2 protein-coding genes (1 of these 2 only partly in view) are annotated in these 16,832 nt (G+C 71.5%); both read left to right on the forward strand.

Annotation, left to right across the window (positions count from 1 at the left end; all coding sequences use genetic code 11):
- Positions 1-12,411, forward strand: a complete 12,411-nt coding sequence (locus AC08OO_RS02050; RefSeq protein WP_476618173.1) for an amino acid adenylation domain-containing protein — start codon at positions 1-3, stop codon at positions 12,409-12,411.
- Positions 12,408-16,832 carry the beginning of an SDR family NAD(P)-dependent oxidoreductase gene (locus tag AC08OO_RS02055; protein ID WP_476608748.1) on the forward strand. It continues 16,161 nt past the right edge of the window, so 4,425 of the gene's 20,586 nt are visible here — the first part of the coding sequence; its start codon is at positions 12,408-12,410; its stop codon lies off the right edge, out of view. Before AC08OO_RS02050 ends, AC08OO_RS02055 begins: the two co-directional genes overlap by 4 nt.

Genomic DNA, 16,832 nt, shown 5'->3' on the forward strand with positions numbered 1-16,832 from the left:
TTGGATGACGTCACACGTCAGGTGCTCGAGGCGCTGGCCGAACTGCTTCCCCGCGATGCCTCGGCGGTGACGGCCGATCAGCCGCTGCGCGGACTCGGACTCGATTCGCTCGCGGTCACCCGCCTGTGGTTCGGCCTGCAGTCCCGGCTGGGGGTCGACGTCCCGGTCGAACGGCTCCGGCAGTGCGCGACTGCCGCCGAGATCGCCGAGCTTGTCGGGCCGACGGCTCCGACATCCCGCCTGTCGGCGGCGGAGCCCGCCGCAGCGAGCGACGCCGGTTCCGCCGAGACCCTCCCGCTGACCGACCTTCAGCAGGCGTACTTCTTCAGCAAGCAGCCCGAGTCCGGTGACGACACCGTGGGCTGCCACATCTACCGCGAATTCGAGGTCAGAGATCTCGACGTCGCCCGCCTGGAGCGCGCGTGGCTACGCCTGGTCGCGCACCATCCGATGCTGCGCGCCAGGATCGACGCCGACGGCACCGGGCGGATTCTGCCGGACGTCGAGGGCTACTCGATGACTGCGCGCGCCACGGAGGACCGCGCTGAGGCCAGGTCCCTGATGCGCGAGGCGGCCTTCGCGGCAACTGCGTTCCCGCTGTTCGACATCGCCGTCAGCGCGGCGGAGAACGGCGTCAGCACCGTGCACCTGAGCATGGACGCCGTGATCGTCGACGGGCCCTCCGTGCGTCTGCTGCTGTGCCAGTGGCGCGCCCTGTACGAGGACCCCGACGCGGAGCTGCCGACCAGCTCGCTCAGCCCTCGCGACTGTGTCGAGGCGATCGGCGCGGCCACGCCACGGGCGGCGGACGACCGCGAGTACTGGCGCGAGCGGTTGGCCGGGGCCGTTCACGCCCCCAATCCTCGGCCCGGTGCACCGGCCTTCGTCGCCGCGAGCGCACCGGAGGGACGATGTCCCGAGCGTCGTACCCTTTTGGCCGATCTCGACGCCGATGCGTGGCGCGCGGCCCGGGATCTGGCTGCCTCGCATGACGTGTCTCCGAGCGCACTCGTCCTCACCGTCTTCTCTGAAGTCCTCGCCCGGCGCACGGACTCGCCCGACTTCACACTCGTCCTGACGACAAGCCACCGGCCCCGGCTGCCACGGGCGGTGGACGATCTGATCGCGCCGCTGACCTCGACGATGCTGTTCACCGCGCCGGATGTCAGGGACCTGCCGTTCGGGGAGGTCCTGCGCGCGGTCCACGCCCGGTTGTGGGAGGGCCTGGACCACACCGCGATCTCCGGCATCGCCGCCCTGCGCGCCGCCCACCCATCGGGCCGACAGCCCGCGCTTCCGGTCGTCTTCACCAGCGAGCTCGACACCGCGGCGGAGCAGCGGTCTGCGGGACAGGCTTCGTTCGCCGACTCCGTGGTCTACGGCGCCAGCCAGACGAGCGGCGTCACCCTCGACCACCAGATGTGGGAGCGCGCCGACGGAGTCCTGGGGATCCGCTGGGACGTGGTGCCCTCGGCGTGGCCCGCCGGCTGGACTGAGGCGGCGTTCGCCGAACTTCTCAACCGCCTTCTCGCCCTCCGCACGGTCGCGGACGCCGCTGACCGCCCGCTGAACCAACTGCAGCAGTCGTACGTGGTGGGCCGCGCGTCCTCGGGCCGCACGTGGAACGGCTGCCAGGTCTTCCACGCCTTCCACATCGAACACTTCGGCCTCGATCGCCTGGAGCGCGCCTGGCTGGACCTGGCCGAGCAGCACGACGTCCTGCGCAGCTGGGTCGGTGACGACGGTCGGTTGCGCGTAGGCAGGCATGCACCCACGCGGCGGTTCATCTCCGTACTCGATGCCGACGAGATCGACGACGCCGCGCTCTTCGCGCGGGTATCCGCGGACGAGCTCGTCTGCACCGGGCTGCCCATGGACCGCGGACCGCAGGCCGACCTGCGCGTCATCCGCCGCGCCGACGGCTCCGCGACCGTGTTCTGTCTGCTCGACCTGCTTGCCATCGACGGCGGCAGCATTCATATGCTGATGCGCGACCTCTTCGATCGTTACGCCGATCCGTCCCGGCCGCCGCGCCGCCACGGAACCTACTCCGAGTGGACCGAATGGCGCCGGACGATCGCATCTGGCTCCGACGCCTCACTTCTTGATGCGAACGGAGCCAGGGAGCACTGGCGTCGCCGCGTGGCCGAGCTCGTCCCCGGACCGGCGCTGACCCGCGGCGAATCCCGGGCTCGCACGCGCTTCGTCTTCGAGCGCGAGGGCTGGGACGCGGTGGACCAGGCGTTGCGCGAGGCCGGGGTCGACGCCGACGCGATGCTCGCGGCGGCGCTGGCCGAATCCCTCGGCACTCGCTACGCCGACGGCTTCTCCTTCCCCGTCGTGCGGTGGACCGAGGCCAGCGCGCCCTACCGTCCCGGCGAGTACACGGCGTTGAGCTGGCTCACCGCTCAGCCGGGTGCTCGTGCCACCCGGGACACTGCGCGTGCCTACACCCGGACGCTCGCCGAGGACGTCGCTGCAGACGCCGTCAGCGGTCTGACGGAGCTGCGCCGCCACGTGATGCGGCACCGGTCGTCCGGCGGCTTCGAACTGCCGGTCGTCTACACCTCGCTCCTCGACCTCACCGAGCAGCCACTGCCGGACGGGGTGACCGCGGGCCCGTGGCTTACCTGCACCCCGGACGTCGCGCTGGACTGTGTCTCGATCCGGGAGGGCGACCGGCTGAGCCTGTACTGGGACGTCGTCGTGGACGACTTCCCGCCTGGCGTGGCGGCCGCGATGTTCGCCCGCTACCACGAGATCGTGGCCGCGCTGGGCACCGCCGAGGAACCGGCCGCGGGGGAGAACCGCCCGCTCGTCGACGCGTTCAACGACACCGCACGCCTCTTCGAGGACGGCTTCCCGGCCCAGCACCTCTTCGAGCAGTGGGTGCTGCGCCAACCGGATGCCCCGGCTGTGCAGTCCTCCCGCGGCACCCTCACCTACGCCGAGCTCAATGCCCGCGCCAACCGGATCGCGCGGGCACTGCGCGAGCTCGGCGTGGGCCCCGAGGTCGCCGTGGGGATCTCCACGCCGCGCGGGCCCGAGATGGTCGCGGCCGTCTTCGGCGTGCTCAAGGCCGGCGGCCTGTATGTGCCGATCGAACCGGGCCTGCCTGTCGGTCGGGCATCCACAATGCTCGAAGACGCCGATGTCAGCCTTCTGCTCACCACCGCCGACCGGGTCGGCTGGCAGCCGCCCAGGCACGTGCGCACCCTCGAGACCGACCGGCTGACGCCGGACTCCGTGCTGGACGCTGAGAACCCGCCGGAGGAGCTCACGTCCGCCCGCACGGCCTACGTCATCTTCACCTCCGGCAGCACAGGCCGACCCAAGGGCGTGGCGGTGACGCACCGCCCGGTGCTGAACCTGATCGACTGGTGCCGCCGGACGTACCGTTTCGGCCCGGGTGACCTGGGCCTGTGCGTCACCTCGCTCGGCTTCGACCTGTCCGTCTTCGATCTGCTGGGCCTGCTCGGGCTCGGCGCGGCCGTGTACGTCGCTGACGAGGCCGAGCGCAAGGACCCCGAGCTGCTCGCGCGACTGCTGATCGAAGGGCCGATCACCTTCTGGAACTCTGCTCCGATCATGCTGAACCAGCTCGCGCCCGAGCTGGCCCGGCTGGCCGGTAGGCCCGGCACCGACGACCTGCGCCTGGTCTTCCTGAGCGGCGACTACACCCCGCTGACCCTCCCGGACAAGATCCGCGCCGTCTTCGGCCGCGCGCAGATCGTGAGTCTGGGTGGTGCGACAGAGACGACCGTCTGGTCCAACCACTTCCCGATCGACAAGATCGACCCCGCGTGGACCAGCATCCCTTACGGCACGCCGATCTCGAACGCCCGCTACTACATCCTCGACGCGGATCTCAAACCGTGCCCGATCGGCGTCGAGGGAGGCCTCTACATCGGCGGCGAGTGCCTGAGCTCGGGCTACTACCGTCGACCCGAACTGACCGCCGAGCGCTTCATCCGCGATCCCTTTGTGATCGGCGATTCAGCGACGATGTACCGGACCGGCGATCGGGCCGTGTACTTCCCCAACGGCGTGATCGGCTTCTGCGGGCGCCAGGACAACCAGGTGAAGATCCGCGGGTTCCGGGTGGAGCTGGAGGAGATCGAGCATCGGCTGCGCGCCCACCCGAGCGTGGCGGACGTCGCCGTCCTCGCACGCCGGGATGCCGCCGGGGACACCAGGCTCGTGGCCTATGTGATCGCGGCCGACGGGGCCGAGGTCGAACCGGGTCCATTGCGCGCGCACGCCACGGCGGCGCTGCCGGACTACATGGTTCCGAACGTGGTCGTGCAGATCGACGGCTTCCCCGCCACCGACAACGGAAAGCTCGACCGCGACGCGCTGCCCTGGCCCGTGGCGACCGGCACCCGGCACACACTGCTGGCTTCGGCGCAGGTGACGGCGACCTCGGCTGCGGCCCCGGAAGGCCTGGTCGCTGAGGTGACCGAGGTGTTCAGGGAACTGCTTGAGGCCGAGATCGATCCGGCAGCCGACCTGTGGAACCAGGGCGCGACCTCGTTCACGATGGTGCAGGTCGCGCGGATCCTCAAGGAGCGACACGGGGTTGCCATCTCCGTCGCCGCTCTGCTCGACGATCCCACGGTGGCCGGTATCGCGGCCCGGCTCGGCGGTGGTGAGTCCGCGGCCCCGGCCGTCCCCGGCGAGCCAGAGCCCGTCGAATTCTTCTCGCCCGAGGAGCGGCTGCGATTCAAGGCGGGTCAGTGGAATCGGCGTCTCCCGCAACCCGGTGAGCGGACCCTCGACGTTCCCGTCTCGATGTTCGTTCAAGCCTACCGGCCCTACCGCGCCACCCGACGCGACTTCCTCGACGAGCCGCTGCCGCTGGCCGCACTCACCGGGCTGCTCTCAGTGCTCGGCGACGCTCCGGGTGAAGGAGGCGGTCGGCTGTACCCTTCCGCAGGCGACACCTACACGGTGCAGATCTACATCTACGTGCCCGAGGGCGGCGTCACCGGTCTGCCAGGCGGCGCCTACTACTACGACCCGACGGGCCACCAGCTGCGCGGGCTGCGCCCGGGCGCTGTACTAGACCGGTCCGCGCACTTCGTATACAACCGCGAGTTGCACGACGCCGCGCGCTTCTCTCTCTACCTCGTCGGCGAGCGCCGCGGCATCGAGCCGCTGTACGGCCCGCACAGCGAGCGTTTCCTGCTGCTGGAGGCGGGCTATCTCGCCCAGTCGCTCATGTTCGCGCAGGCGGCGCACGGCATCGGCCTCTGCCCGGTCGGGGACGTGGCGGAGTCGACAGTGCGCGAGGTCTTCGACCTGCCCGATACTGCTGTCTATCTGCACGCGCTGCTCGGCGGGGCCGTCAGCCGGGAAGCGGGTACGGTGCCTCCGCCCTTCACCGCCCTTGCGCCCACCGCCCTTGCGCCCACCGCCCAGGCGAGAGCGTCCACCGATCCGATCGCCGTGATCGGGATCGCAGGCTGTTACCCGGGTGCCGACGACCTCGACTCACTGTGGCGCGACCTGTGCGCGGGCACGAGCGCGATCGGCCCGGTTCCCGAGGCCCGGCGAGCCGAGATCGGCACCGACCATCCCGAGCTCGTGGGCGGCTTCCTGAGGCCTGAGCTGGTATCAGGGTTCGACAGCCTGACCTTCGGCATCGCGCCCGCCGAAGCCCCGCTGCTCGACCCGCAACTGCAGCTGCTGCTGCGCGTGGTCTGGGAATGCCTTGACGACGCGGGGCACACTCCCGAATCGCTCAGGCGCGCCGGTCGGGTCGGCGTGTTCCTCGGCGCCATGTGGCAGGACCATCAGCACGTCGGCGTCGACAAGCGGCATGCGGGCGAGACCGCGCGGATCTCGGCGACGGCCTCGGACGCGGCTGGCCGGATCTCGCATGTGTTCGGATTCACCGGTCCCAGCGTCGCGGTCGACACGGCGTGCTCCTCCGCTCTGTCCGCCCTGCACCTGGCCGTGGCCTCGCTGCGCAGCGGCGAGTGCGAGGTCGCGGTGGTCGCCGCCGCCAACCTCTTCGGTCACCCTTACCACCTCGATCTGCTCTCCGGCCTCGACCTGCTGCGCGGCACCGACGCGCCCGGCGCATACGACGAGTCGTCGCCCGGCTGGCTGCCCGGTGAGGGGATCGGTGCGGTGCTGCTGCGCGCGGAAGACATGGCGCGGACGGTCGGCGACGTCCGGCATGCGATGATCGAAGCCACAGCGATCGGCCATCTGGGCGGCGCGGGTTCGCGTTTCAGCGCCCCGTCCGCCGCGCGGCTCGCCGAGTCGATCGGCGAGCTGCTGGCGACGGCCGAGCTTCGCGCCGAGGACATCGATTACGTCGAATGCGCCGCCGCGGGCGCTGTGCTCGCCGACGCCACCGAGCTCGAGGCGTTGACCGAGGTGTTCGGCAGCGCCGCGTCGAGCCGTTCGCAGCCGCTCGCCTTTGGCACGGTGAAGCCGAATCTCGGTCACCTGGAGGCCGCGGCGGGGCTCGCCCAGCTGACGAAGGTCGTGCTTCAACTGCGACATCAGACCATCGCCCCGACACTGCTGTCCGACCGAGGCGGCGCCCTGCCCGACATCGACGCGGCGAAGCTGAGCGCCGTGCGCACTGCCGTCCTCTGGCCGAGCCAGCCTGCCGACAGGCCGCGCCGCGCACTGGTGAACGCCGTCGCCGCGGCCGGCTCTTTCGCGCAGGTCGTGGTGCGCGAGCCTGCCGCCGAGCAGCCTCGCCCGGCGGGGCCCTCCGTGCCGCGACTGGTGGTGCTCTCGGCCGATTCGTCTGCCGGGCTGAGGGCCGCGGCGGCGCGGCTGGCCGGCGCGCTCGCCGAGGCCGAGCGCACTGGCGAGCCGTACCGCCTGGCCGACGTCGCCTTCACCCTGCAGACCGGCCGTCGGGCGCGGCGTCACCGGCTCGCCGCGATCTGCCTCCAGGTCCCGGAGGTGATGCGCGCGCTGCACCGGTTCGCGGAGGGCGAGCCGGATACCGCCGTGCGCACGGCCGAGGTGCCGGTGCCCGCCGCGACGGCGCCCTCGACACCGTTGACAACCGCCGAGGCCGCACGTGCCTGGCTGGCGGGCGAGCCGATCGACTGGCATGCGATGTGGGCGGACGGCGAGGCCCGCCGTGTCTCGCTGCCGAGCCACCAGTTCGCGCTCGTCGACGGCACCTCCCGCGCCGTCGAGGTCGCTGCTCGGCCGCGCACGCCTCAGCGGCAGCCGGATGCCGTCCTCAGCCACCTCCTCCGTGTATTCTGCGGTGTCACCGGCACTCCGGCCGACCGGGTGCACCCGTATGCCCCGCTCGCGGACTACGGCCTCTCGTCGGTGCTGGTCGCCGGTATCAGTGCCCGACTTCAGCGCGAATACGGGCCCGTACCAAGCACGCTCTTCTTCGACCGGCCCGACCTGGCCTCCATCGCCGAGGACCTGTGCGCGATCCCGAGCCCGCAGACCGCCGTCGACTCGGCGAGCACCGGCTCGGCGAGCACCCCCGCCGCTCCCGAGCGCATCGCGATCATCGGTGTCGCCGGACGCTATCCCGACGCCGGTGACCTGGATGCGTTCTGGCGGAATCTCGCCGAGAGCCACGACAGCATCCGTCCCGGGCCGCCCGCCGGACGCCGTCCCGCCGACCAGCGCGGCGAGCAGATGTGGGGCGGATACCTCGACGACGTCGAGCTCTTCGACCCGATGCCCTTCGGCATCACCCCCCGCGACGCCGAACTGATGGACCCCCAGGAACGACTCTTTCTCGAGATCTGCTGGCGGCTGTGGGAGGTCGCGGGCTACTCGCCGCGCCGCCTGCACACCCGGCACGGCGGACGCGTCGGCGTCTTCGCAGGCTCGATGTACAACGAGTACCCGCTGTTCGGGGCCGAAGTCGCCTCGCCGGACGCGCCATCCACGGGTTCCGCGCTCGCCGGAATAGCCAACCGGGTCTCCTACATCTTCGGGCTGACCGGTCCGAGCCTGACGGTCGACACGATGTGCTCCTCGTCGCTGACTGCAATCCACCTGGCGGTGCAGAGCCTGCTCAGCGGCGAATGCGAACTCGCCGTTGCGGGTGGCGTGAACCTCTCGCTGCACCCGAACAAGTTTCGTCAGCAGCGCCAGCTCGGCATGGCATCTTCGGACCACCGCTGTCGGGCGTTCGGCGCGGGTGGCGACGGCTTCGTCCCTGGCGAAGGCGTCGGCGTCCTGTTGCTCAAGCCGTTGAAGCAGGCGCTGGCAGACCGCGACCAGGTACTCGCCGTGATCCTCGGTAGCGCCGTGAACCACAGCGGCCACAGCAACGGCTACATGGTGCCGAGCGTGCCGGCCCAGGCCGAGGTGCTCGGCCGGGCGCTCGACCGGGCCGGGATACCCGCCGAGAGCATCGGCTACCTCGAAGCGCACGGCACGGGCACCGCGCTCGGTGACCCGATCGAGCTGCAGGCGCTCTCGCGCGCGCTGCGCCTTACTGATCGGCATGTCCTGCCGATCGGGTCGGTGAAGTCGAACATCGGCCATCTCGAAGCGGCCGCAGGTATCGCCGGTCTGACCAAGATCCTGCTGCAGTTCGAACACAGTCAGTTGGCGCCGTCGCTGCATGCCGAAGAGCTGAATCCGAACATCGACTGGCAGCACGTGCCGTTCCGCGTGCAACGGTACCTGCAACCATGGCCTGCGCCCGCGTCTGACGACGTACCGGCGCGGCGAGCCGGGATCAGCTCCTTCGGCGCGGGCGGGGCCAACGCGCATCTGCTCGTCGAGGAAGCGCCTCAGCGGCCTGCTGTGTCGCAGGGGCTCGCGCAGCACGCGGGCGCGCTCGACAGCGTGTTCGTGCTCTCCGCCCGAACCCGCGATCAGCTTCGCGGGGTCGCAGCCCGGCTCGCCCGGGCACTGGTTGACGAGCCCGAGCACGCATTGCCGGACGTTGCGTACACGCTGCGCGCGGCCCGCGTCGCGCTGGCACATCGGGCGGCGATCGTCGCCGAATCACGGGACCTGCTCGTCGACGAACTGAACCGACTCGCCGACACGGCCGCGGCCACAGACGCGACCCGGCTCGGCCGTGCGCCGACCGGCATCGGCGGCCCGCACCAACAGCGCGAGTCGCTGCCCGAGAGCGACGACGCCACGCCCGCCGATTTGGCGCGGCACTGGGTCGCTGGTGGTGACCTGCCGATCGGCGAGCCGCGGACGATCGTGCGTCTGCCGGAGTATCCGTTCGCCCGCGTCCGTTGCTGGGCGCCATCGCCGGACCTGCCGTCCAGCGCCGCGCTCGACCTGGTCCGGCTGTGGACCAAGGACTGGGCGCCCCTCGCCGACGAATCAGTCGAATCAGTGCTCGCCGAGCCATCCGCAGGCGACCTGATCGTCTGTCTGGCCACGGAGAACCAGTACCGGCTCGCTCAAGCGGTCTCGGCGCTCCTCGCTCCAGCCACCGTCGTGCGGCTGGTTCCCGAGGCCGCCGCGGACGCGCTGAACGATGTGGCCCAGGACCTGGTGGTGACCGGCTGGATTGACCTGACCGCCCTCGCGGACGGCGGGCCGGACTGGCAGGTCGTCGTGCCGCTGCTGCAACACTTGCTGCGCCGTCGCCCGCAGGCACAGTTGCGAATGCTCCAGGTGACCACCGGGCTCTTCGGACCCTCGGCCGGACCCGTCGCCCGATGCGCGGGTGCGGCGACCGCGGGGTTCGTGCGTGCGCTTGGCGCCGAGTCCAGCCGTGTCACCGCGAACGTCCTGGACATAGACGTACCCGAGAATGATCCGGAGGCCGTGGCCGTCACGGTGCACGAGGCGTTCTGCAAGCGGCCCGCTCACGGCGAGATCGCGGTGCGCGGCGGCCGACATCATGCTCCGCTGCTACGCGAGCTCCCGCCGCCGTCCACGCGGGCCGTGCTCGGCCCGGACCGGGTATACGTTGTGTCCGGGGGGACACGTGGCCTCGGCGCCCTCGTTGCCGACCACCTGGTCGAGCGCGGTGCACGGCGCCTCGCGATCCTCGGCAGGCACCAGCCCGAGCCCGCCACGCGGCGGGCCAGGGAACTGTCGGCGGCGCAAACGAGGCTCGATGCGCGCGGCGTCCGGGTGCTGAGGTACTTCGGGCCGCTGACCGCCGACGGCGGCATCGCCGAGTTCCTGGACGAGGTGCGCGGCACGCTCGGGCCGATCGCGGGCGTGGTGCACTGCGCAGGCCGGGCCCGGCGCCGGCCGGCCAGCTTCGTCTCGCTCGACCTGGCCGAGATCGCCGAGGTCTGGGAGCCGAAGGCGGCCGGGTTCGACACTCTTGCAGGGCTCTGCGAAAAGGACCGGCTGGAGTTCTTCATCTCCTTCTCCTCGGTCTCGGCGGCCCTGCCGAGGCTGGCGGCAGGCGTCGCCGATTACGCGGCCGCCAACGCGTACCTGGACTACGCGGCGGGCGACCACCGCTTCCGCGGCGTCGACTGGCCGGTATGGAGCGAGAGCGGTGCGGCCGCGGGCGGCGTCGCGGCGGGTGAGTCGATCACCGACGCGCAGGGGCTCGCGGTGCTGGACCACGTGATCGCGACGGCGCCGCGCGGGCCGGTACTGGTCACCGTCGGCGCGCAGCCGCCCGCCGCCGACGCCCTCACCGTGAACACCCGCGAGCCGCGACCGGCTCCGGATCCGATGCCGCTCGCGGCTCTGTCTCCAGCCGCCGCCGCACCGTCCTTCTGGCTTGCCGAGCTCTTCGGGGCGGCCCTGCATGTCCCCGCAGCCGAGCTCGACCCAGACATCGGCTTCGCGGAGCTCGGCGTCGAGTCGGTCCTGCTCGCCGAGATCGTCGCCAAGCTTGAGGAGCGGCTTGGGCGCAGCGTCAATCCGGCCGTGCTGCTCGACCACCCCACCCTCAACGAGCTCTCCGGCGCACTGGACCTCGGCGCCGAGGAGGGCCCGTCGCGCGCCGCCGCACCCACGCCCCGGGCGATGACGACGGACCGGCGTATCGCCGTCGTCGGCATCGGCTGCCGCTTCCCCGGCGCCGAGGGCGTCGACCGGTTCTGGGAGCTGCTGCGCGCGGGGGAGTGCGCGGTCCGCGAGGTGCCGCCGTCGCGCTGGAGCGTCGAGGAGTTCTACGACCCGAACGGAGGCCCCGGCCGCACGCCGAGCCGCTGGGGCGGGTTCGTCGACGGCGTCGAGGACTTCGACCCCGAATACTTCGGCATGACCGACGACCAGGCGCGCGCCATGGACCCGGCCGTCCGGCTGTCGCTGGAGACGGCCGTCGCCGCACTCTGCGACGCCGGTTACCGTGCCGAGGAACTGGCCGGTCGGCGCGTCGGCGTGTACCTCGGGGCGCGGATGTCGGACTACCGCCGCAGGCTCTCGGCCGAGGAACGGGCGCGCTCGCTGGGCGGGGACCAGAACTTCATCGCGGCGTGGCTCGCCCACCACTTCGACCTGCACGGACCGAACCTCGTCGTGGACAGCGCCTGCTCCTCCTCGCTGGTGAGCGTGGAGCTGGCCTGTCAGAGCCTGCTCGACGGCAGCAGCGAGCTCGTGCTGGCCGGCGGTGTCCAGGTGCTGCTCGACGAGGAGCCCTACCTGGACTTCGGCGCGGCCGGGGCGCTCTCCCCGCGTGGGCAGTGCGCGGGCTTCGGCAGCGGGGCCGATGGCTTCGTGCCGGGTGAGGGCTGCGGGCTGCTGTTGCTCAGGCCACTGACGGATGCGCTGCGCGACGGCGACCGCATCCACGGAGTCATCGACGCGGTGGCGGTCGGCAACGACGGCCGGACGATGGGCCTCACGACGCCGAATCCGGTGGCACAGGCCGACGTTGTGCGCCGCGCGTTGGCTGCCTCGGGCCACTCGGCCTCAGCCATCGGCCTGATCGAGGCGCACGGCACGGCGACCCGGATCGGCGATCCGATGGAGCTGCGGGCGCTGGAGACGGTGTGGGCCGAGGATGAAGCGACCAGGGGCCGCGTTGGCACCTGTGCGCTGGGCACGGTGAAGTCCAACCTTGGCCACCTGTTCAGCGCCGCGGGCGTGGCCGGGCTCATCAAGGCCCTGCTGGCTGTGCGGCACGCGCAGGTCCCGCCGACGCTTTTCTGTGAAAAGCCGCACCCGCGCTGCAGCTTCGAACGCTCGGTCTTCGCCCCCGCCCAGACGTTGCGCCCGTGGCCGAAGCAGACAGAAAGTGCCCCGCGCGTCGCCGGAGTGAGCGCGTTCGGTCTGGGCGGCACGAATGCCCACGCGGTGGTCAGCTCGCCCCCCGAGCGCGGCCTGGCGGCGGTGATCCGCGAACCGCTGCCGCCGCCGCGGTTCAACCGCCGACGCCTCTGGCGTGAGCGTACGGAATCGTCAGCCCCCGCGCCCGCGGCGCCGTCCCGCATCCTCGCATCCCTGCTCGACATCTCCTTCAGCCCGTCGCCGCGCGCCGCGGCCGTCTCAGCCTCCGGGGAGGACGCGTGACCCTCATCGACGGCATGCCGAGCTCGATCAGCGCGCGGGTGGAGCTGTCGCCCGAGGACTTCGTGATGGCGAACCACCGCGTCCACGGCGTCTCGGTACTCCCCGGCGTCGCGCTGCTCGACCTCATCTACCGCGTGCTCATCTACCGCGGCGTCGACCCGGCCCGCGCCGAGCTGCGCGGGGTGCTGTTCACCGAGGCGATCACCACCCGGCCCGGCCACGGCCGCAAGATCGAGGTCGAGATAACCGTGCCGGACGCCGCCGGACGACGGCGGGTCGCCATCTCCAGCCGGTGGCTGCGCGACGGCGTCCCGCACGGTCGGCGGCATGACCACGCCAGCGCGACACTGCTCCTCGGCCCGGCGGGCGCCTCCGACGCGCATCGACCCGACGCCGACCTCGCCACGCTGCTGGCCCGCATCCCGGCCACCGGCTCGACGGAGGAACTCTACCGCCGCGCCCGGGCGGAGCAGATCGTGCACGGCCTGCCGATGAAGTGCGTGGGCGAACTGCGTCAGAGCCCTGAGGGCGTGCTGCTCGCGCGGCTGGAGCTCGACGCGTCGACCCGCGAGCACGAGGACGACTTCTTCCTCCACCCGGCGAAGATGGACGCCTCCACGCTCGCCGGTTTCGGACAGACCCTCGCCTCGGGTCAGGACCCGTTCATCCCCGTGTACATCGAGCGGTTCCGTGCCCCGCGCCAGGTCGGGCACGTCAGCTACGTCCACGCTCCGCGACCCGAGACGCTCTCCGACTCAGGCGAGGTGCTGCGGGGTGACTACGGGGTCTACGACACTGACGGGCGCCTGCTCGTCGAGGTCGTCGGCATGGTCTGCAAGCGCATCCGTCACCCCGACCTGATCACCCGGCTGATCGAGGACGACGAGGACGACGAGGACGACGACGCGCCTCGGCCGACCGGCACCGCCGCGACCGAGGCCGACGTCGTCGACCTGGTCCGCTCGCTGGTCGCGAAAGCTCTCGAGGTGGACCCCGCCGCCGTCGACACGTGTACCGGTTTCTACGATCTCGGCCTGGATTCCGTGGTCCTGTTGGATCTCAGCCGGCTCCTGGAAGCCCACGTCGACGATCAGCTCTACCCGACGTTGCTGTTCGAGTACAGCGATATCCGCTCGTTGTCCCGCCACCTGCACCGCACCTACACCGTGCGGACCGAGGCGGCCTCGGCGCAGGTGCAGGCAGCCACGCCCGCGAACGACGGCCGCATCGTGCTGCTGGAGCCGCGCTGGCAGACCGTCCCGGCCGAGCGGACCACTTCCGCTCGATCGCGGCACGTTCTCGTGATCGGCGGCGCGCCGGTGTCCGGGTTCGACCACTTCGTCCCGATGGGCGGCGACTACGCTGTGGAAATCTCCCGGCGCGGCGCCGGACTCGACAGCGTCGTGCTTCAGCTCTCCGTCGTCGCATCGGTCGCCGATCAGGCCGCCTCACTGGTCTGCGCTGTCGCGTCAGCCCTTGCTGCCATCCCCGCGGACGCGACCGGCGAGCCGCGCCTGCTGCTCGTGCGGCCCGAGCGTGGGGACGGCTCGTTCGCGGCGGTCGGCGCCGGGCTGGGAGCGATGTGCGCGACGATCTCCGCCGAGTTCCCGCGCCTGTGCTGCCGCGTGCTCGACGCCGCCCAGTTCGACGCGGCCGTTCTGGAGCGCGAGCTGGCGGACACGACGACGTGCGGCGAGGTCCGCATCCGCGGCGGCATCAGGGAACACATGATGCTCACGGAGGCGGCCACGTCCTCGATCGACGGCCTGGTCGAGCCGGTGTTGCGCCCCGGCGGACGCTACCTGATCAGTGGCGGCAGCGGGGGAGTGGCCCGTGCCCTCACCGAGCACCTGCTTGGCGCAGGGCTGGCGGGCGAGATCATCCTCGTCTCACGTTCCGTGCCGTCCTCGCTGCCTGACGGGATCTCGGTCCGATTCGTGCAGGCCGACGTCACAGACGCTCCCGAACTCGGCCGAGCGCTGGATGCCGCGGCAGTGGACGTCGCAGGGCTCGACGCCGTGCTGCACTGCGCAGGGGCCACCCGCGACGCGCTCTTCTTCAACCAGCGGCCGTCGGACATCGCCGAGGTCCTCGCCCCGAAGGTACGCGGGGTCACCGCACTGGACGGGGTGCTGACGGCCCGCGGCTTCCGCGGAGCGCTGCTGCTGTTCTCCTCCACGTCCGCCGTGCTACCCAATGCCGGCCAGTCGGCGTACGCCTTCGCCAACGCCTACCTTGACCGATTCGCGGAGTGGCGCTCGGATCGCGCCGACGGAGCCGGGCGCACCGTTTCGATCAACTGGCCCTGGTGGCGGGACGGCAGCATGCGCATGCCACAGGACAAGCTGGATCGCGCGCGTCAGACCATGGGCACCACACCGCTGCCCACAGCAGCGGCCGTCGACGGGATGCGGCAGGTGCTTGCGCGCCGTGGCGCCAGCAGAGCCGTCGTGCTCTACGGAGACGTCGAGCGCATTCGTGCGAGCCTGGTCGCGCCTGCTCCGGCGCCCGCGCCTGCTCCGGCGCCCGCGCCTGCTCCGGCGCGGGCGCTCGTCTCCGCCCCCACGGAGGACGGCTTCGCCGCCGCCGTCATCGGTCTGGCCGGTCAGTATCCACGGGCCCGGGATATCGCCGAGTTCTGGGACAATCTCACGGCCGGGCTGGACTGCATCACCGAGATCCCGGCCGACCGTTGGAACTCCGCCGACTACTTCGACCCGCGCAAGCCGCTGCCTGGCCGCAGCTACGGCAAGTGGGGCGGCTTCCTTGACGGCGTGGACCTGTTCGACCGCGCGTTCTTCGGCATCTCGCGCCGCGAGGCGGAGCGGATGGACCCCCAGGAACGGTTGTTCCTCACCACTTGCTGGCAGGCCATCGAGGACGCGGGCTACTCGCCCGACGAGCTGGCCGGTCGGCCGGTCGGCGTGTTCGTCGGCGTGATGTGGAACCACTATCAGCTGGTCACCAGCGAGGGGCCGACCCGCGCGGCGCCGACCGCGATGCACGCGGCGGTCGCGAACCGGGTCTCCTGGACGCTGGACCTGCGCGGCCCGAGCATGGCGGTGGACACGGCGTGCTCCTCCTCGCTCACGAGCCTGCACGTGGCCATGGAGAGCCTGCGCAGCGGGGAGAGTGCGCTCGCGCTGGCGGGCGGCGTCAACCTCACGCTGCACCCGCAGAAGTACCTCCAGCTGTCGGAAGGCCAGTTCCTGTCCACCGATGGCCGCTGCCGCAGCATGGGCGCGGGCGGCGACGGCTACGTGCCGGGGGAGGGCGTCGGGGCCGTTCTTCTCAAGCCGTTGCGACAGGCCCTCGACGACGGCGACCACATCCATGGTGTACTTCGTGCCGGCGTGCTGAACCACACTGGCCGCACCGCGGGATTCACCGTGCCGACGCCGGCTGCGCAGAGCGCTGTCATCCGTGACGCCATCGACCGGGCCGGATGGGAGCCGGGCAGCGTCGGCTACATCGAGGCGCACGGCACCGGCACCGCGCTCGGCGACCCGATCGAATCCGAGTCGATCGCGCGTGCCCTCGCCCCGACCGGCGGCTGCGTCGTCGGGTCGGTCAAGTCCAACATCGGGCATCTTGAGAGCGCGGCCGGAATCGCGGGGCTGACGAAGGTGCTCCTTCAGCTTCGGCACCGGACGCTCGTCCCCTCGCTGCACGCAGCCGAGCTCAACACGGAGCTGCGCTGGGACCGCGCCGTGTTCCGCGTGCCGTTGACCACGATGCCCTGGCCGGAGCCAGCGCCGGGCGCGCTGCGACGGGCCGGCGTCAGCGCGTTCGGTGCGGGCGGGGCCAATGCGCATGTGCTCGTGGAGGAGGCGCCCGCCGAACTGCAGCGGACCGCGATGTCCAGCGGCCCGTACGTCTTCCCGTTCTCCGCTCGCGACGAGAAGGCGTTGCTCGACACCGTGCGGGCGCACCTGGCGTTCGTCGAGGACCGCCCCGAGCGGATGAGGTACCTGACCAAGCTGGTCGCCGCCGCGTTGAGCGTGAGCGAGGACCAGATCGACCCCGCCGAGTCCTTCGCCGATCTCGGTCTCGACGCGGCCATGCTCCGCCGACTCGCCGACGAGCTCGGGACCGTGGCGGGCCTCGGTCCCGACTCGAGTATCGCGTCGGTCTGCGACCCAGCGTCGGTCTGCGACCCAGCGTCGGTCTGCGACCCAGTCGGATCCGGGTCGGACACGACCTTTCTCGCCGACGTCGCCCACACCCTCCAGCGCGGCCGACGAGCCATGCTCGTGCGCGCGGCCGTTGTGGCGGCCACCATGGAGGAGTACCGCGACGCTCTCAGGGATCTGCTGGCAGGAAGGCCGAGCGTGTCATCCCGATCTTCGGATGGCGTCGCGGAGCACGCCGAGCTCGCGCGGAAGTGGGTCGACGGTGCCGACGTGGACTGGCCGACGCTG

Source organism: Frankia sp. CeCAU1, assembly GCF_977971845.1.